Annotated in this window: 15 protein-coding genes, 2 tRNA genes and 3 rRNA genes; 14 read left to right on the top strand and 6 right to left on the bottom strand. The window is 63.0% G+C overall.

Features of this window, described 5'->3' with window-relative positions; all coding sequences use genetic code 11:
* Positions 1 to 62: 62 nt before the first annotated feature.
* Positions 63 to 1,025, top strand: coding sequence for a patatin-like phospholipase family protein (locus IPG63_06835; GenBank protein MBK6726968.1), 963 nt, complete (start codon positions 63 to 65; stop codon positions 1,023 to 1,025).
* Between the two features lie 15 nt (positions 1,026 to 1,040).
* On the opposite strand, the gene IPG63_06840 is transcribed toward IPG63_06835, so the two are convergent.
* Both IPG63_06840 and IPG63_06845 read right to left on the bottom strand, forming a co-directional pair.
* Complete coding sequence (locus IPG63_06840) at positions 1,041 to 1,979, bottom strand: hypothetical protein (protein MBK6726969.1); 939 nt, start codon at positions 1,977 to 1,979, stop codon at positions 1,041 to 1,043.
* Positions 1,980 to 2,001: 22 nt separating this feature from the next.
* Positions 2,002 to 2,787, bottom strand: a complete 786-nt coding sequence (locus IPG63_06845; protein ID MBK6726970.1) for a hypothetical protein — start codon at positions 2,785 to 2,787, stop codon at positions 2,002 to 2,004.
* Positions 2,788 to 2,936: 149 nt separating this feature from the next.
* Between IPG63_06845 and IPG63_06850 the strand changes: the two genes are divergently transcribed.
* The 4 genes from IPG63_06850 to IPG63_06865 are packed head-to-tail and all read left to right on the top strand — an operon-like array spanning position 2,937 to position 5,819.
* Positions 2,937 to 3,515, top strand: a complete 579-nt coding sequence (locus tag IPG63_06850; protein MBK6726971.1) for an aminodeoxychorismate/anthranilate synthase component II — start codon at positions 2,937 to 2,939, stop codon at positions 3,513 to 3,515.
* Positions 3,516 to 3,518: 3 nt separating this feature from the next.
* Complete coding sequence (gene trpD / locus IPG63_06855; GenBank protein MBK6726972.1) at positions 3,519 to 4,556, top strand: anthranilate phosphoribosyltransferase; 1,038 nt, start codon at positions 3,519 to 3,521, stop codon at positions 4,554 to 4,556.
* Between the two features lies 1 nt (position 4,557).
* Complete coding sequence (gene trpC, locus IPG63_06860) at positions 4,558 to 5,346, top strand: indole-3-glycerol phosphate synthase TrpC (protein MBK6726973.1); 789 nt, start codon at positions 4,558 to 4,560, stop codon at positions 5,344 to 5,346.
* Positions 5,343 to 5,819 (top strand): GNAT family N-acetyltransferase, encoded by a 477-nt coding sequence (locus IPG63_06865; GenBank protein ID MBK6726974.1) that lies wholly within the window; start codon positions 5,343 to 5,345, stop codon positions 5,817 to 5,819. The genes trpC and IPG63_06865 overlap by 4 nt, the downstream gene beginning before the upstream one ends.
* Before the next feature lie 3 nt (positions 5,820 to 5,822).
* Here the strand turns inward: IPG63_06865 and IPG63_06870 are convergent, their stop codons facing one another.
* Complete coding sequence (locus IPG63_06870; GenBank protein ID MBK6726975.1) at positions 5,823 to 6,299, bottom strand: GNAT family N-acetyltransferase; 477 nt, start codon at positions 6,297 to 6,299, stop codon at positions 5,823 to 5,825.
* On the bottom strand, positions 6,300 to 6,962 hold the full coding sequence (gene crp, locus IPG63_06875) for a cAMP-activated global transcriptional regulator CRP (protein MBK6726976.1): 663 nt from the start codon (positions 6,960 to 6,962) through the stop codon (positions 6,300 to 6,302). It abuts the gene before it with no gap.
* A gap of 203 nt (positions 6,963 to 7,165) precedes the next feature.
* Here crp and speD point away from each other — a divergent pair, with 203 nt between their 5' ends.
* The gene (gene speD / locus IPG63_06880; protein ID MBK6726977.1) at positions 7,166 to 7,951 is read left to right on the top strand and encodes an adenosylmethionine decarboxylase; all 786 of its coding nucleotides are present in this window, start codon (positions 7,166 to 7,168) and stop codon (positions 7,949 to 7,951) included.
* 19 nt (positions 7,952 to 7,970) lie between these two features.
* Here speD and IPG63_06885 read toward each other — a convergent pair whose 3' ends face one another.
* Positions 7,971 to 9,113 carry a (Fe-S)-binding protein gene (locus IPG63_06885; protein ID MBK6726978.1) on the bottom strand — a complete coding sequence of 381 codons (1,143 nt, stop codon included), beginning with the start codon at positions 9,111 to 9,113 and terminating at the stop codon, positions 7,971 to 7,973.
* A gap of 408 nt (positions 9,114 to 9,521) precedes the next feature.
* On the opposite strand from IPG63_06885, the gene IPG63_06890 reads away from it, so the two are divergent.
* From IPG63_06890 to IPG63_06925, 8 genes are all read left to right on the top strand, one after another.
* Positions 9,522 to 11,061, top strand: a 16S ribosomal RNA gene (locus IPG63_06890).
* Positions 11,062 to 11,166: 105 nt separating this feature from the next.
* Positions 11,167 to 11,243: transfer RNA gene (locus IPG63_06895), tRNA-Ile, on the top strand.
* 20 nt (positions 11,244 to 11,263) lie between these two features.
* Positions 11,264 to 11,339: transfer RNA gene (locus IPG63_06900), tRNA-Ala, on the top strand.
* Between the two features lie 278 nt (positions 11,340 to 11,617).
* A 23S ribosomal RNA gene (locus IPG63_06905) occupies positions 11,618 to 14,486 on the top strand.
* A gap of 108 nt (positions 14,487 to 14,594) precedes the next feature.
* A 5S ribosomal RNA gene (gene rrf / locus IPG63_06910) occupies positions 14,595 to 14,709 on the top strand.
* The 16S, 23S and 5S rRNA genes sit together here with 2 tRNA genes alongside, the layout of an rRNA operon.
* Positions 14,710 to 14,827: 118 nt before the next feature.
* Entirely contained in the window at positions 14,828 to 16,432 is a 1,605-nt protein-coding gene (locus tag IPG63_06915; GenBank protein MBK6726979.1) for an AAA family ATPase, read from the top strand.
* A 10-nt stretch (positions 16,433 to 16,442) separates the two neighbouring features.
* A complete protein-coding gene (locus IPG63_06920; protein ID MBK6726980.1) occupies positions 16,443 to 17,282 on the top strand; it encodes a general secretion pathway protein GspB in 840 nt (279 codons plus the stop codon).
* Positions 17,282 to 17,962 carry a rhomboid family intramembrane serine protease gene (locus tag IPG63_06925; GenBank protein ID MBK6726981.1) on the top strand — a complete coding sequence of 227 codons (681 nt, stop codon included), beginning with the start codon at positions 17,282 to 17,284 and terminating at the stop codon, positions 17,960 to 17,962. Before IPG63_06920 ends, IPG63_06925 begins: the two co-directional genes overlap by 1 nt.
* A 3-nt stretch (positions 17,963 to 17,965) precedes the next feature.
* Here the strand turns inward: IPG63_06925 and IPG63_06930 are convergent, their stop codons facing one another.
* On the bottom strand, positions 17,966 to 18,496 hold the full coding sequence (locus tag IPG63_06930) for a hypothetical protein (GenBank protein ID MBK6726982.1): 531 nt from the start codon (positions 18,494 to 18,496) through the stop codon (positions 17,966 to 17,968).
* Positions 18,497 to 18,502 lie beyond the last annotated feature (6 nt).

The following is an 18,502-nucleotide window of genomic DNA, read 5'->3' on the forward strand; positions in this document are numbered from 1 at the left end:
AGCCGTGTCCGCGCCGCCGGGGCTGAGCTAGTCTCGGCCCCGGGCTTTCCGAGGACCCATGCATGGCCGACGCTGCGCAACCGCCGTTTCGCATCCTGGCGCTGGCCGGTGGCGGCTACCTCGGCCTGTACACCGCCTGCGTGCTGGCCGAACTCGAGGAGTGCGCGGGGGAACCGCTGGGGCGCCGCTTCGACCTGATCGCCGGCACCTCGGTCGGCGGCATCCTCGCGCTGGCACTCGCTTACGAGATTCCGATGACCAGGCTCAAGGACCTGTTCCTGGAGCACGGCCAGAAGATCTTCTCGGCGCGCGGGCTGCCGAGCAATGCGGTGGCCAAGCTGCGTGACCTGAGCCGCGCCGTGCTCGGCCCGAAATACAACGGCGTGGCACTGGCCAAGGCCTTGGCCGTGCATCTGGGCAAGCGCACGCTGGCCGATGCGTTGCATCCCATCGTGGTGCCCGCAGTCGATGTCACGCGCAGCCGCACCAAGATCTTCAAGACGCCGCACGTGGACGCATCGCGCGGCGACGAGGAGGTGCGCGCGGCGCATGTCGCGATGGCGACTTCGGCGGCGCCGGCCTACTTTCCTTCGGTGCGCATCGGCGACGCGCTGTACGCGGATGGCGGCTTGTTTGCCGTGGCACCCGACCAGGTGGCCCTGCATGAGGCGACGCACTTCATGGGCGTGGACGAGTCGCGCATCCGCATGCTCTCGCTCGGCACCGGCACGGCGAACTATCGGCCGGCAGACGCCGCCGATGAATCCGATGGCGCCGTCGACTGGCTCTCCGACGGCCGTTTGATCCTGACCTTGATCTCGGTGCAGCAGCAACACGTGCAGGCGATGATGGAAGACCGCCTGCGCGATCGCTACCTCCATCTCGATGCCGACTGGCCGATCGGCGCCGAACTCGGTATCGACATCGCCACCGACCAGGCTACGCGCGTCCTGATCGGGCTCGCCGGGCAAACCGTGGCCGAACCGATCCTGCGCAAGGTCGAGCGCCAATTCCTGCAGCGCTGAAGCGGCGCGCCGGTCTCAACCTTGGGACGCGGCCGGAGCCGCCGCACACAGCGAAACCATGCGCCAGTCGCGGCGATCGCGCAGGCCCAGCATGGCGTAGCGCGCCGCCAAGGCCTGGTCAGTCTCCGGCAGCACCTCCCAGATGGCCGGGGCATCGGCCACTTGCGGGCAGAACGTGTGCAGCCGGCGGCGCATCGACGGTGCCAGCAGGCGATCGTAGGCATTCGGGTTGAGCGCCTCGTCCCACCATGGATTCACGTGATCGGCGAAATCGAACTCGCGCTGGATACGCCAGCCGGCGCCGCTGCGCACCAGGATCGCCGGCTTGCCGGGAACGATGTCGTCCTCGAACAACGAGCGGTAGAAGCGGTGACCCTCGTAGTTCGCGACCAGGTCGGCATTCGAGTAGACGCCGGTGGTCGCGGCACCAAAGATCGCGCGCTCGGTGAATGCGGATTGGCGTGCCGCAGCCGCCTCGTCGTGGCTGCGCTGCCAGCGGCGCCAGAACTTGCGACCCTGCGAGAGGAAATGGCCGAGCTTGTCGGAGCCGATCAGCACCCCGGCCACGCGAAAACTCGGGCCGATGCCAAACAGCCCGGCAACGCGCACCGCATACAGCGGTTGGTGCGCATACACCGAGTCGTGCGGTGGCGTCGGCAGCTTTTCGACCTCGGGGGAACGCATCGCCCAGCGTTCGAGCCGGTCCACCCAGTGCAAGCCGCCGATGCGCCGGTAGATCGCATCGACCATGCGTGTCTGGCTCGGCGGCCCGTGCCAGTGTTCGACCAGATCGCGCAGGGCGTGGTTGACTTCGCGGTTCAGCACCGCGCCGGCGTCGGCGGTGGCGACGGCACGGTGCTGGAACGGGTCGGTCTCGTAGGCCAGCACCGGAGCGCACAGCAGGCTCCCGAGCAACGCCCGGGCAACCAGCCTGCTGCGATGCCCGGTGGCCATGGCCGCGTGCCGCCGCCCCGCGCTATTCGCCGAAGCGCCAGGTGAGGTTCAGCAGCGTGCTCTTGCGCGCCGAGTTGCTGAACTCGAAGTTCAGGTCGATGGTGTCGGCGAGCCGCCGCTGCAGACCAAACACGGCGCTGTCGCGGTTCTGGTTCTCGAGCTCCACCGCAAACGGCACTTCGCCGAGGAAGGGCAGGCCGATTCTGCCGGCGTGGCTCTCTTCGATGTCGATGAACATGGTGCCGGTCCAAAACACCCAGTCGCCCGCGATCAGGCCAATGCGCGGCTGCCAGGCACGCGTGCGCACGCTGCTGTCGAAGTCGCCGGAGAGCGAGGTGTTGGCGTAGGTGCCGGTGATCGATGTGAACCAGTGCTTGCCGCCGTAGGCGAGCGTGAGCCCGCCGCCGTACACCTCGCCGCTGTAGCGGATGAGCAGTTCGTCGAGCAGCCCGGCCGGCACGTTCGGGATGCTCACCGCGCCCAGATCGACCTTGGTGTTGGCGTGCACCTTGCCGACCATCGCGAACACGTTCATGAACGGAAACAGCCAGGCATCGGCCTTGAGATCGACGTGGGTCAGCGCGTTGTCGACGCGGATCGCCGAGGTGTCGGCAATCGTCGCTCCCGGCAACTCGAAGTCCAGCGAGCGGATCGCGTAGCCCTGGTCCATCGAAAACAGATCGAAGCCGACGCCATACGGCTTCGGCAGATCGCGGTCCCCGGCCCAGGAGCGACCGAACGGCAGGGTACTCTCGGCCTGGGCCAGGCCCGCGGCGGTGCATAGCAAGACGGCACAAAGGCGCTTCATCGTCGTGGCTCTCCCGGTGGCTGGGGCCGAGTATAGGCGCGCCCCACCGTCACGCGACAAGCCCGTTCGCCCCGGCTGCGCCCTTGAGCGTCCCCGGCCGATCGGTTCTACTGCGGGGCCGCGCGGCTCCTCCGCTGGTGTGCACGCCCATGCTGCTGATGATCGACAACTACGACAGCTTCACCTTCAACCTCGTGCAGTACTTCGCCGAGCTTGGCGAAGAGGTGAGGGTGATCCGCAACGACGAGCTCACAGTGGCCCAGATCGCGGCGCTGGCGCCGGCGCGCATCGTGATTTCACCGGGGCCGTGCACGCCGAGCGAGGCCGGGGTTTCGGTCGAGGTGTTGCAGGCGTTCGCGGGCAAGCTGCCCATGCTCGGTGTCTGTCTTGGCCACCAGAGCATTGGCCAGGCTTTCGGTGGCAAGGTGGTGCGAGCCGGGCGCATCATGCATGGCAAGACCTCGCGCATCCATCACGCCGGCCAGGGTTTGTTCGCCGGCATCCCCGCGGCGTTCGAGGCGACGCGCTATCACTCGCTGGTGGTCGAGCGCGCCAGCTTGCCGGACTGCCTGGAAATGACCGCCTGGACTGAGCACGAGGACGGTTCGATCGAGGAGATCATGGGGCTGCGTCATCGCGAGTTCCCGACCCAGGGCGTGCAGTTCCATCCGGAATCGATCCTGACCCAGCATGGCCATGCGATGCTGAAAAACTTCCTGGCGCAATAATCCATGTCGATCACACCGCAAGCCGCGCTGGCACGCACCATCGAGCACCGCGAAATCTTCCACGACGAAATGGTGGACCTGTTCCGCCAGATCATGCGCGGCGAAGTGTCGCCCGCGATGACTGCGGCCATCCTCACCGGCTTGCGCGTGAAGAAGGAGACGGTCGGAGAGATTGCCGGCGCCGCACTGGCGATGCGCGAGTTCTCGGCCAAGGTCGAAATCGGGCCGGACCCGCACTTCGTCGATATCGTCGGCACCGGCGGCGATGGCGCGCATACCTTCAACATCTCCACGGCGGCGATGTTCGTCGCCGCCGCTGCCGGCGCAAAGGTCGCGAAACACGGCAACCGCAGCGTGTCGAGCAAGTCCGGCGCCGCCGACGTGCTGGAAGCGCTGGGCGCGCGCATCGACCTGCAGCCTGCACAGGTCGCCGAGTGCATCCGCCGCACCGGCATCGGCTTCATGTTCGCGCCAATCCATCATCCGGCGATGAAGAACGTCGCCGCGGTGCGCAAGGAAATGGGCGTGCGCACCATCTTCAACATCCTCGGGCCGCTGACCAATCCCGCCGGTGCGCCGAATATTCTGATGGGCGTCTTCCACGCGGATCTGGTCGGCATCCAGGTGCGCGTGCTGCAGCGCCTCGGCGCGCGCAATGCGCTGGTGGTCTATGGTCGCGACCAGATGGACGAGATCACCCTGGGCGCGTCGACACTGGTGGGTGAGCTGCGCGATGGCGTGGTGCGCGAGTACGAAATCCATCCCGAGGACTTCGGCCTGCGCATGGCCGCGAGCCGCAACCTGCGTGTCGACAATGCCGACGAGTCGCGCCAGCGCGTGCTCGAAGCGATCGACGGCGTCGAAGGCCTGCCGCGCGAAATCGTCGCGCTGAATGCCGGTGCCGCGCTGTATGCCGCCGGCGTGGCAGCGGACATCGGCGACGGCTTGCGTCGCGCACGCGAGGCAATGGCGAGCGGTGCCGCGCGTGGCAAACTCGAGGCCTTCATCGCCGCCACGCAACAGATTGCCGGCGGGGCTTGAGATGGCCGATATCCTCACCCGCATTCTCGAACGCAAGCAGGTCGAAGTCGCCGATCGCCGCATCTATCGGCCTCTCGCCGAGATCAGGGCGAGAGCCGCCGATCTCGGTCCTGCGCGTGGCTTTGCCAGCGCGCTGCGCCTGCGTCTGGCGCGCGACGAAGCAGCGGTGATCGCCGAGATCAAGAAGGCTTCGCCGAGCAAGGGCGTGATCCGACCCGACTTCCGGCCGGCCGAGATCGCCGCCAGCTACGAACGCGGCGGCGCCAGCTGTCTGTCGGTGCTTACCGACATCGACTTCTTCCAGGGCGCCGATGCCTACCTGCAACAGGCGCGCGCCGCGTGTTCGCTGCCGGCGTTGCGCAAGGACTTCATCGTCGATGCCTACCAGATCCACGAGTCGCGAATGCTCGGCGCCGATTGCGTGCTGCTGATCGTGGCAGCGCTTGGTGCCGACCAGTTGCAGGACTACGCCGGTGTGGCCATGGAAATCGGTCTCGACGTACTGGTCGAAACCCATGACGATGAGGAAATGACGCGCGCATTGCGCACCTCATCGCCGCTGATCGGCGTCAACAACCGCAACCTGCGCGACTTCACGGTTTCGCTCGACGCCACCTTGGCGCTGCGCGAGCGCGTCGACGGCGGGCGCATCCTGATCACCGAGAGCGGCATCCACACGCGCGAGGACGTCGCGCGCTTGCGCGCCGGTCGCGTGCACGCGTTCCTGGTCGGCGAGGCATTCATGCGCGCTGCGGAACCAGGCGCGGAGTTGCAGCGGCTGTTTGCATGAGCCTGCGCATCGTCCCGTTCGATCCTGCGCTGCGCGCCCATTTCGGGCGGCTGAACCGCGAGTGGCTCGAGCGCTACTTCAAGGTCGAGCCGATCGATGCCGAGGTGCTTGAGCACCCGGAGGCGCGCATCCTTGCCGGCGGTGGCCGCATCCTGTTCGCGCTGCGCGGCGACGAAGTCGTGGGAACGTGCGCGTTGCTGCAGGAGTCGCCGGGCGTGTACGAACTGACCAAGATGGCAGTGACCGCTGCCCATCAGGGCGCCGGAATCGGTCGGCAACTGCTGGCGGCCGCCATCGACGAGTTCCGGGCCCTGGGCGGCATCACGCTGTTCCTGGAATCGCATTCCTCGTTGCACGCTGCGATTACGCTGTATGAACGCGCTGGCTTCGAGCACCGCGGCCGCCGCCCGGATTCGCATTACCAGCGCTCGGACGTGTACATGATCTGGCGCGATCCCCACGCCGCGGCCTGAGCTTCAGGCGTCGCCGAGGCGCTTGACGAAACGCAGTGACGCTTGCTCGAAACCGCACCGGCGGTAGAACTCGTGCGCTTCGATGCGCGACTCGGCGGTGGTCAGCTCGACGCGCGCCGCGCCTTCGCGTCGTGCCGCGTGTTCCGCGTAGCGCAGCAGCTCGCGGCCGACGCCGTGCTTGCGGAAGCGCTCATCGACGACCAGCGCGGTGATGCGGCAGGTCTCGCGCCCGAGCGGCAGGTAGAACATGAAGTCCAGGCTGAGCAGTCCGCAACCGGCGTCCCGCCAGTCGGCGATCACCAGCGCCTGGCGCGGGCTGGCATTGACGCGGCGAATGCGCCGCTCGGCCTCGCCGACATCGCACGGGTAGCCGAGCGCCTCGATCAGTCTCGACACCGTCGTGGCGTCGGTCAGCTTGGCATCGCGCAGGCGCAGCGCTCCCGGTTGATCGCCTCCGTCCGGAGCGATCGTTGCGCTCACTCAGCGCGTACCGTAGACGACAATGGTTTTTCCGGTCACGCCGATCTTGCCCTGCCCTTCCAGCTGCTTGAGCACGCGCCCGGCCATCTCGCGCGAACAGCCGACAATGCGCGACAGCTCCTGGCGCGACACGCGGATTTGCATGCCATTCGGATGGGTCAGTGCATCGGGCTCGGTGCACAGGTCGAGCAGGGTGCGCGAGATGCGGCCGGTCACATCCATGAATGCCAGGCGGCTCACCTTGCGGCTGGTGTGCAGCAGGCGTCGTGTCAGTTGCGATCCGATTGCGAACATCAGCTTCGGACACTCGTCGCGCAAGGTCGTTTCGAACAGCGCCAGCAGACGTTCATAGCTGACTTCCGCGAGTTCGCAAGCACTGCGCGTGCGCACCAGCACTTCGCGCTTGCTGGTCTCGACGAACAGACCGAGTTCGCCGATGAACTCGCCCTTGTTCAGATAGGCCAGGATCAGCTCACGGCCATCGTCATCTTCGGCGACGACGCTGAGCGAGCCGTCGACCACGTAGTAGAGGACGTCGGCGCGGTCGCCGGGCATGAAGATCGCCGTGCGGTTCGGATAGCGCCGCCGATGGCAGGCGCCCAGGAACCGGTCCAGTGCCGATCCTTCGAGAGCAAGCGACGCAGGTGTCACGGTCTTCGGCATCGCGTCGGTCAGGCCGACCAGATGGTTGGCATTGGTTGTAGGCATCGCGATTTCGTCCTTTCCCCGGAGTACCGGTGTTTATAGGACGGTGCGTGGCCGATTTCAAACGGCGCGCGCGCGGCAGTGGTGGCGCGCATACCCCTGTAGGGAGATTTGCCCCATAATCCGCGCCCCTTACACCCGTGGCGACTGAGGAAATCACGATGGTCAAGCCGCTTCCGCGATTGCAGTTGCAGGGTTTCAACAACCTGACCAAGGCGCTGTCGTTCAACATCTACGACATCTGCTACGCGGTGACTCCCGAACAGCGCGACCGCTACATTGAATACATCGACGAGCAGTACGATGCCGACCGCTTGACCCAGATCCTGACCGAGGTCGCGGAGATCATCGGCGCCAACATCCTGAACGTTGCCCGCCAGGACTATGATCCGCAAGGCGCATCGGTGACGATCCTGATCTCCGAACATCCGGTGGTCGAGCGACTCGGCAAAGACATGATCTCCGAGGCGGTGGTGGCACATCTCGACAAGAGCCACATCACCGTGCATACCTACCCGGAGACGCATCCGCACAACGGCATCGCGACCTTCCGTGCCGACATCGATGTGGCCACTTGCGGCGTCATCTCGCCGCTCAAGGCGCTGAATTACCTGATCGACAGTTTCGAGTCCGACATCGTCACCATGGACTATCGGGTGCGCGGCTTCACCCGCGACATCAAGGGCAAGAAGCACTACATCGACCACCGCATCAATTCGATCCAGGACTATCTGGCCAAGCACATCAAGCAGAAGTACGAGATGTTCGATGTGAACGTGTATCAGGAGAACATTTTCCACACCAAGATGCACGTGAAGGAGTTCGATCTCGACAACTACCTGTTCGAGGCTCAGGCCAAGGATCTCTCGTTCAAGGACCGCCTGCGCGTCGAAGCGCAGTTGAAGCGAGAGATCGAGGAATTGTTCCACGGTCGCAATCTGGTCTGACCGCGGGGCAGGGCCACGATCAATCGCGTGGCTCGAGGTGCAGGGCAACCAGTTCCGCCGGATGCAGGACTCGCACCTGGCTTCCAATCTCGTGCAGCGCCTGGCCGATCTGGGCGCGGCAGCCGCCATTGCTGCTGACGACAATATCGACGCCGAGTCCGACGATTGCGCACGCCATCTCGTCCGCCAGCCGCTGCGAGATCTCGGGCTGGTTCAGGAAGTAGGTGCCAGCAGCACCGCAGCAGGTGGGCTGCCCGGGAAGCGCCACGCATTCGATGCCCGGCAGCATGTCGAGGAGTTGGCGCAGGGCCAAGGCCTCTCCCTGGATGCCGCGCTGACTGCAAGGCACATGCACCGCCACGCGCGCGGTCCGACTGCGAAGCGACGGCGCGGCTGCCGCAAGACGATGTTGCAGCCACTGTGCAATCGGGGTCACGTGGTGCGGCGCCAGTTGGTTTCGCCATTGTGCGGTGCAGCCCGAGTTGATCGCGACTACGGGCTGACCGACGGACAGGTCTGGAAGGCAGGCCGGGCGCGGCCTGCCAAGGTGTGAGTCGAGTGCTCCACAGCAACTCTGCTGCTCGATGCGCAGCGGCAATTGCAGCCGATCCGCGATCTGCCCGAGTGCGGCAAGCGCTCGCGACTCCATGCTGTCTCCGGCGCACCCCGCGAGAATGAGGCATTCGTTTCCCGAGCCCGACGCGGTTGGAGCGGGCGCGCTGCAGCCTGGGCACTCCATTTGTGCCAAGCCGTCCAGATTCATGCGCCGACGCCACGGGCGCGGGAGCAGTAATCGCGCTGCAACGAGTGGCCGCAGCAACCAACGCGAGAGGCGCCTCCGCCGCGCCAGCTGACGCCCCACTCCACCCAGAGTGCTTTCGGCGGCGCGTGCGTGCGTGGCCCGCGTCAGCATCAGCGCGCGTACGAAGGGCACGCCTGCCGGGCAGGCGTGTTCGCAGCTGCCGCAAGCGAGGCAGGTGTCCAGTGTCGGCTGACTGGCGCCGCCGAGTTCACCGGCGGCGATACGCGCCATCAGTGCGATTCTTCCGCGCGGCGACTCGGCTTCCTGCTGCGCGACCCGGTAGCTCGGGCAGTGTGGAAGACACAAGCCGCACATCACGCATTGTTCGGTGATGGCGCGAATCTCGCGCTCGGCAGGCATGGTGAACTGCGGTGACATTGTGCGCGCGATGCTTGATCAGGGGTGGATCCGGGCCCACTACCTTAGAGCACTTGTTGGGTGGCCAGCGTCCGAACAGAAAACGCTTGCTGAGCATCGGATACACGGGTAGCATCTCCTCCCCCTCGCGCAACCCGGACTTTCGAACGGGCTTGCGCAAGGGTGTTGACAGCCACCAAACGCGCTCTATAATGCGCGGCTCACTCGGGACGAAATGTTCCGGCGCGGCGGACGGAAGTCTGGCGATGATGAGCGATCTTTGACAGCGTGCGCAGGTGTTTTGAGTGGGCGCCTGGCGGGTTATTGACCTGCCGAAGAAATATGGCGTCCAAGAAAGAACAGTAGTTTTAACGCTAGTGAACTGACTTGGTTCGCTTTTCAGCTTTGATTTAACTGAAGAGTTTGATCCTGGCTCAGATTGAACGCTGGCGGCATGCCTAACACATGCAAGTCGAACGGCAGCACGGCAGTAGCAATACTGTGGGTGGCGAGTGGCGGACGGGTGAGGAATACGTCGGAATCTGCCCAGTCGTGGGGATAACTAGCCGAAAGGTTAGCTAATACCGCATACGACCGAGAGGTGAAAGCGGGGGACCGCAAGGCCTCGCGCGATTGGATGAGCCGACGTCGGATTAGCTTGTTGGAGGGGTAAAGGCCCACCAAGGCGACGATCCGTAGCTGGTCTGAGAGGATGATCAGCCACACTGGAACTGAGACACGGTCCAGACTCCTACGGGAGGCAGCAGTGGGGAATATTGGACAATGGGCGCAAGCCTGATCCAGCAATGCCGCGTGTGTGAAGAAGGCCTTCGGGTTGTAAAGCACTTTTATCAGGAACGAAAAGCGTAGGGTTAATAACCTTGCGTGCTGACGGTACCTGAGGAATAAGCACCGGCTAACTTCGTGCCAGCAGCCGCGGTAATACGAAGGGTGCAAGCGTTAATCGGAATTACTGGGCGTAAAGCGTGCGTAGATGGTTCACTCAGTCGGATGTGAAAGCCCCGGGCTCAACCTGGGAACTGCATCCGATACTGGTGGACTAGAGTGCGGTAGAGGATGGCGGGATTCCCGGTGTAGCGGTGAAATGCGTAGAGATCGGGAGGAACATCCGTGGCGAAGGCGGCCATCTGGACCAGCACTGACGTTGAGGCACGAAAGCGTGGGGAGCAAACAGGATTAGATACCCTGGTAGTCCACGCCCTAAACGATGTCGACTGGATGTTGGGTGCAACTTGGCACTCAGTATCGAAGCTAACGCGTTAAGTCGACCGCCTGGGGAGTACGCGCGCAAGCGTGAAACTCAAAGGAATTGACGGGGCCCGCACAAGCGGTGGAGTATGTGGTTTAATTCGAAGCAACGCGCAGAACCTTACCTGGTCTTGACATGTCGAGAATCCTTCAGAGATGAGGGAGTGCCTTCGGGAACTCGAACACAGGTGCTGCATGGCTGTCGTCAGCTCGTGTCGTGAGATGTTGGGTTAAGTCCCGCAACGAGCGCAACCCTTGTCCTTAGTTGCCAGCACGTAAAGGTGGGAACTCTAAGGAGACTGCCGGTGACAAACCGGAGGAAGGTGGGGATGACGTCAAGTCATCATGGCCCTTACGACCGGGGCTACACGTACTACAATGGTCGGTACAGAGGGTTGCAATACCGCGAGGTGGAGCCAATCCCAGAAAACCGATCCCAGTCCGGATTGGAGTCTGCAACTCGACTCCATGAAGTCGGAATCGCTAGTAATCGCGGATCAGCAGTGCCGCGGTGAATACGTTCCCGGGCCTTGTACACACCGCCCGTCACACCATGGGAGTTTGTTGCACCAGAAGCAGGTAGCTTAACCGCAAGGAGGCGCTTGCCACGGTGTGGCCGATGACTGGGGTGAAGTCGTAACAAGGTAGCCGTATCGGAAGGTGCGGCTGGATCACCTCCTTTAGAGTCTGGCAGAGACCTGTCGGGCGTCCATTCAAGACACCTGTAGAAACCAGAGAACGCGGCTACGCGTGAAGTGCAGCTTCACGGCTTGAGCCAACAGCAGTTGGGTCTGTAGCTCAGGTGGTTAGAGCGCACCCCTGATAAGGGTGAGGCCGGAGGTTCGAGTCCTCCTAGACCCACCATCTCGCGAGCGAGATATCACGGGGCCATAGCTCAGCTGGTAGAGCACCTGCTTTGCAAGCAGGGGGTCGTCGGTTCGAACCCGGCTGGCTCCACCAGTTTGCCGGAAGCGATCTCTGGAACGCACGCTACAAAAGACAGAACACTTGGGTGGAGCGAAAGCTCGCTCGACCCAAGTGGTTTAGAGGCCGGACGTTGAAGTCCAGGCCTCGTTCTTTGACAAGATGGGACGTAACAAGCGTTTGGGGCTCGCCCTCATGCGATCGCGCAAGCGATGGTGTGAAAGCGAAGCTTCCGAATGTGTCGTTGAGGCAAGTAAGCGAAATGATTGAGGTTTGTTTGGCTTCCAGGACGCGAAGGCGTTTTGGGGTTATAGGGTCAAGCGAACAAGCGCATACGGTGGATGCCTTGGCGGTCAGCGGCGATGAAGGACGTGGCAGCCTGCGAAAAGCCTCGGGGAGTCGGCAACAGACTTTGATCCGGGGATGTCCGAATGGGGAAACCCACTCCGCAAGGAGTATCCGCACCTGAATACATAGGGTGTGGAAGCGAACCGAGGGAACTGAAATATCTCATTACCTCGAGGAAAAGAAATCAACCGAGATTCCCCCAGTAGTGACGAGCGAACGGGGACCAGCCCTTAAGTGCATGGTGTTCTAGCGGAATGGTCTGGAAAGGCCAGCCATAGAAGGTGATAGCCCGGTACGCTAAAGGGCACTGTGCATGAAGATGAGTAAGGCGGGGCACGAGAAACCCTGTCTGAATATGGGGGACCATCCTCCAAGGCTAAATACGTCTGACCGACCGATAGTGAACAAGTACCGTGAGGGAAAGGTTAAAAGAACCCCGGTGAGGGGAGTGAAATAGACCTGAAACCGTATGCGTACAAGCAGTGGAAGCCCGCAAGGGTGACTGCGTACCTTTTGTATAATGGGTCAGCGACTTACTGTTCGTGGCAAGCTTAACCGTATAGGGAGGCGAAGGGAAACCGAGTCTGATAAGGGCGCATAGTCGCGGGCAGTAGACCCGAAACCAGGTGATCTAGCCATGCCCAGGGTGAAGGTGCCGTAACAGGCACTGGAGGCCCGAACCCACTCCGTTGCAAAGGTAGGGGATGAGGTGTGGCTAGGAGTGAAAGCTAATCGAACCTGGAGATAGCTGGTTCTCCTCGAAAGCTATTTAGGTAGCGCCTCATATGAATCCTCTTGGGGGTAGAGCACTGTTATGGCTAGCGGGTCATCGCGACTTAGCAAACCATTGCAAAACTCCGAATACCAAGACGGACTGTATGGGAGACACACGGCGGGTGCGAACGTCCGTCGTGAAAAGGGGAAACAACCCAGACCCTCAGCTAAGGTCCCAAAATTACCGCTCAGTGGAAAACGATGTGGGAAGGCTAAAACAGCCAGGAGGTTGGCTTAGAAGCAGCCACCCTTTAAAGAAAGCGTAATAGCTCACTGGTCGAGTCGGCCTGCGCGGAAGATTTAACGGGGCTAAGCGGTATACCGAAGCTAGGGATGCACACTTTGTGTGCGTGGTAGAGGAGCGTTCTGTACGCCTGTGAAGGTGGCTTGTAAAGGCTGCTGGAGGTATCAGAAGTGCGAATGCTGACATGAGTAACGATAATGGGGGTGAAAAGCCCCCACGCCGAAAGCCCCAGGTTTCCTTGCGCAACGTTCATCGGCGCAGGGTGAGTCGGCCCCTAAGGCGAGGCAGAAATGCGTAGTCGATGGAAAGCTGGTTAATATTCCAGCACCGCTCGTGGTTGCGATGGGATGACGGAGAAGGCTAGGTGTACCGGGCGTTGGTTGTCCCGGGGAAAGGCGGTAGGTGTGGGTCTTAGGCAAATCCGGGACCCTCTACACCGAGCACCGAGACGAGTTCATTAGAACGAAGTCACCGAGGCCACGCTTCCAGGAAAAGTCTCTAAGCTTCAGATCACGAGGACCGTACCGTAAACCGACACAGGTAGGCAGGGTGAGAATCCCAAGGCGCTTGAGAGAACTCGGGTGAAGGAACTAGGCAACATAGCACCGTAACTTCGGGAGAAGGTGCGCCCAGTATCGTGGTGATATGCATCATTGAGCGATATTGGGCCGCAGTGACCAGGCCGCTGCGACTGTTTATCAAAAACACAGCACTCTGCAAACACGCAAGTGGACGTATAGGGTGTGACGCCTGCCCGGTGCCGGAAGGTTAATTGATGGGGTCAGCGCAAGCGAAGCTCTTGATCGAAGCCCCGGTAAACGGCGGCCGTAACTATAACGGTCCTAAGGTAGCGAAATCCTTTGTCGGGTAAGTTCCGACCTGCACGAATGGCGTAACGACAGCGGCGCTGTCTCCACCCGAGACTCAGTGAAATTGAAATCGCTGTGAAGATGCAGCGTTCCCGCGGCAAGACGGAAAGACCCCGTGAACCTTTACTACAGCTTTACACTGAACGTTGAGTTCGTCTGTGTAGCATAGGTGGGAGCCTTTGAAGTGCTGGCGCTAGCTGGCATGGAGGCGACGTTGAAATACCACCCTGATGTGCTTGACGTTCTAACCTAGGCCCGTAATCCGGGTCAGGGACCGTGTATGGTGGGTAGTTTGACTGGGGCGGTCTCCTCCTAAAGAGTAACGGAGGAGCACGAAGGTGAGCTCAGCGCGGTCGGACATCGCGCAGTGTGTGCAATGGCATAAGCTCGCTTGACTGCAAGATCGACGGATCAAGCAGGTACGAAAGTAGGTCATAGTGATCCGGTGGTTCTGTATGGAAGGGCCATCGCTCAACGGATAAAAGGTACTCCGGGGATAACAGGCTGATACCGCCCAAGAGTTCATATCGACGGCGGTGTTTGGCACCTCGATGTCGGCTCATCACATCCTGGGGCTGTAGTCGGTCCCAAGGGTATGGCTGTTCGCCATTTAAAGTGGTACGCGAGCTGGGTTCAGAACGTCGTGAGACAGTTCGGTCCCTATCTGTCGTGGGCGTTGGAGATTTGAGAGGGGCTGCTCCTAGTACGAGAGGACCGGAGTGGACGTACCCCTGGTGTTCCGGTTGTCACGCCAGTGGCATTGCCGGGTAGCTACGTACGGAAGAGATAACCGCTGAAAGCATCTAAGCGGGAAACTCGCCTCAAGATGAGATCTCCCGGGACACAAGTCCCCTAAAGGAACGATGAAGACTACGTCGTTGATAGGCTGGGTGTGTAAGACCGTGAGGTTCAGCTAACCAGTACTAATGATCCGTGTGGCTTGTCCCTATAACCTCAAGACGCTTTAGCCTCGATGACACATCGAAGCAAGCCTCTAACCTTGTTACGTCCCATCCCCCCATGCGAGTACGCGCAATGCGCGTCTCCAGCCGTCTCCTTGGCGGCCATAGCGCAGTGGTCCCACCTGTTCCCATCCCGAACACAGAAGTGAAACGCTGCAGCGCCGATGGTAGTGTCGCTTAAGCGATGCAAGAGTAGGTCACCGCCAAGGGCTTTATCTGAAACGCCCCGCCGAGCAATCGGCGGGGCGTTTTCCCTGCGAAAATCAATGCACGAACTTGTTGCGCCGCCCACAGTCTCAGCTCACTACTACCCTCGCCGACCACCGCATGTACCTCGAGCACTTCGAACTCAAGGAAGCTCCATTTTCGATCACTCCTGATCCGCGCTTTGTCTATTTGACGGCGCAGCATCGGGACGCGATGGCGCATCTGCTGTTCGGGATCAACCAGGGCGGTGGCGGCGGCTTCGTGCAATTGACCGGAGAAGTCGGCACCGGCAAGACCACGCTGTGCCGCTTGCTGATGGCCCAGGTGCCGAACAACGTGCGCATCGCGCTCGTGCTCAATCCGATGCAGGCGCCAATCGAGTTGCTGCGCACGATTTGTGCGGAACTGCGCATTCTGCTGCCGCGCCGAATCAATAGCATCAAGGTGCTTACGGATGCGCTCACCAACTATCTGCTGGCCTCCTACGCGGCCGGACTGCGCGTGGTCGTCGTGCTCGACGAGGCGCAAAACCTCTCGTTCGAGGCGCTGGAACAGGTGCGCCTGCTGACCAATCTCGAGACGCCGACGCAAAAACTGCTGCAGATCATTCTGCTCGGCCAGCCGGAGTTGCGAGAGGTGCTGGCGCGTCCACAGTTGCGCCAGTTGGCGCAGCGCATCACCGCGCGCTTCCACTTGGCGCCGCTCACGGCAGAGGAAACCGCAGCTTATGTCGAACATCGACTGGCGGTGGCGGGGCGGCGTCGGCCGCTGTTTCGCGACGATGCGCTGCGCGAGCTGTTTCGGCGCACTCAGGGCTATCCGCGGGCGTTGAATGTGGTCGCCGACCGTGCCTTGCTGGGTGCTTACGCACGCGGCCAGGAACTGGTCGACGCGGCGATGGTGCGTGCCGCAGCGGTTGAAGTGCGTGGCGAGACGGGGAACACGGGCGCGGCCGCACGAAAGGCGGTGGGCTATGCGGCGCCTGCGCTCGGTCTGGCGCTGGCGGTCTGGGGCGGCGCGCTCTTGCTGCCCGCGCCTGATCGGCCAGCAATGCCCGCGGTGGCTGCGCCGGCACAAATCCCGCTGGCGCAGGATGCGCTAAAGCGACTCGATGATCTGCAGCCTTTCGTGACCGAGTCAGCGGCGGTCGATGTGGTCGCCGGTTGGTGGGATAGCGCCGCACCGGGGCGGGTGGACCGCTGCAGTATCGCTCGCGAGGGCGCCCTGTGCGCGCATCTGCGGCTCAATGAGCGCTTGCTGCGCGCGTTGAATCGGCCGCTGGCGATTGCTTTGCTCGACGGTCGCGGCCGTTCCTGGTTTGCTTTGCGTCGCATCGAGAACGGCAGCGCCGACCTGGCCGGATCGCAGCGCTTGCAGCGGCTGCACTGGGCGGCTTTGGCGGAGCGTTGGGTGGGGGACGCGGTGCTGGTGGTGGCGCGGCCGACCGGATATGACGGAGGTGTTATCGCCCCCGGGGCGGATGTTTCCGGCTTGGGCGTGGTGCACGCGGGACTCGCGGCATTCGACGGCCAGTCGGTCGAATCCGCCCGCTACGACGAGCGCGCTGCCGTGCGCGTGCGCGCCTTGCAGGAACGCTACGGCTTGCATGCCGACGGTTTGATCGGAGCCGAGACGATGGCGCTGCTCATGGCGCTGCAGCCCGGCGGCCCATTCCTTTCCAAAGACGGTGGAGACGGTGCTTCCGTTTCTGCCGCGCAACCGTGAAACTGCAACCATGTCGCTGATTCATGAAGCCCTACAAAAAGCCGAGGCGGAGCGTCGTGCCGGTGAGCTGCCCGCGCTGTTGTCGATCACAGCCACCAGGCAACGCCCGCAACGACGCGGCGGGATTCTGTTGCCCGCGGTTGTGGCTGCTGCCGTGTTGGCCGCCGCCGCTTATGTCAATCGGGATCTGATCCGGCCGGGCGACGATGCAACCGCGTTGGCCCCGACCACCGAAGCGGAGCCAGCACCGGCCCGGGCGTCGCGCGTGCAGACCGCGCCTGCCGCAGCGAAGCGCCTGGAACCGGCGCGTAGCGCACCAGCGCGGGCGCCGGCCGTGGATGTGTCCAGCGCCATTCAGTCGGATGCCATCGCCGCGAAGCTCGGGCTGCCCGGTGTGAGCGCCATGCCGGGCCTGGCGGATCCGGAAGCGCTCGTCGAAGCGCCGGAACCGTCACAGCGGGAGCAGATGGCGCCCAGGACTGCGCCAGCGAAGGCGACTCCGGTGCAGCCACCGCCGCCGATCGTCGCGGCCGCCGAGCCCGTAGTTGCGGTGGATAGTGCAGACGAAAAGGAGAGCGCGGCGCAACCAGTGGCGACCGTCACTGAAACTCCCGCACTGCCGATGATGTTCGAGTTGCCCTTGGGCACGCGCAAGGCGCTGCCCGCATTGAAGGTGACCATGTTCGTCTACAGCGAAGACCGGTCGCGGCGCTTCGCGATCATCGACGGCAAGCGCGTCAACGAAAATGGCGTCATGGGCAACGACCTCAACCTGATCGAGATCCAGCGCGACGGCATGGTGCTTGATTTCCGCGGTACCCGCTTCCTGCTGCCGCGACTCGGTCGCTGATGTTTGTCCAGGTACCGTCACGCCGCAAGCCGCGACCCGCGATCGCGACCTACGCGCTGCTGCTGCTCTCGATCGCAATGTTCGCAGCGTGGTGGCTGCAGGAACCGACCGCGCGCACGCACTGGCTGCAGCGCTTTGGCGTGCTTCCGGGCGAGTGGGTCGGCTTTCGTGAACTCGGCGGCGGCGCGGCCTTCGTGGTGGTATCGCGGCTGGCGAGCGCATTGTTCGTGCACGCCGACGCGCTGCATCTGATCGGCAATCTGGTGTTCCTGGCGGTGTTCGGCGTATCCGCCGAGCGTCCACTTGGGCCGTGGCGTTTGCTGGTCTTGTTCCTGCTTTGCGGCATGGCCGCCAACCTCGCCGGCGCGCTGGTGTTCGCGCAGCAGGGTGGGCCGATCATCGGTTCCAGCGGAGCGGTTTCTGCCTTGGTTGGAGCCTATGCGACCCTGTTCCCGCGCTCGCGGCTGGGACTGGTGCTGCCGCTCGGGGCGTTCTTCGAGTTCGTGCGCATGCCCGCCTACGGACTGATTGGCTTGTGGGTGCTGGTGCAGGCGCTGATGTATGTGCTCACCCCGGCAGGCGCGAGCATCGCCTGGCCGGTACATCTGGCCGGGTTCGCCTCAGGCGTGGTGTACGCATTGCTCGCGCGCGGCGCGATCGCCCGACGTCTGCGCAACTGAGCTTCAGCTGGCCGAAGTGGAGGCGTCGGCGAGTTTCGGATCCAGGCATTCGACCTGTTCGAAGGCGGCATCGGTGACTTTGAGCGGCGCGTGGTCGGTGATTCCGGGCGCGGCGTTGACCTGGTCGAAGATGGCGCTGAAGCGTCCCGAGACGATGGCGCCGGTGGCGGTTGCTTCGATCCAGCCAAGCTCCGCGCTGGCATCGTGCGGGCGACCGTAGGCGCGACCTTCGGCGGTCGCCATGCCGGACACGATCGCACGCGGGCCGCGCTGCTCGTCTCCGGCCTCGATGCCGACCTGGATGGTGTGGCCCATGTCATCGGTGAAGGTGAGCAGGAACTGACGCACGCGCTTGTTGGTGGAGGTGTTGATCAGACAGGCGAAGTTCTGGGTGCCGCCGACGACCGGGCGATCATCGACCGTTGCCGTGAAGTTGCGGTCGGCGGGCGGCGCTGGTTGCGGCGGCGGCGCGTCTTCCGAACACGCCGCCAGACCAAGCGCGATGCAGGACAGCCGCAGCGAAAACCGGTGCATCGGTGG

The sequence above is a fragment of the Lysobacterales bacterium genome (assembly GCA_016703225.1).
GTDB lineage: Bacteria > Pseudomonadota > Gammaproteobacteria > Xanthomonadales > Ahniellaceae > JADKHK01.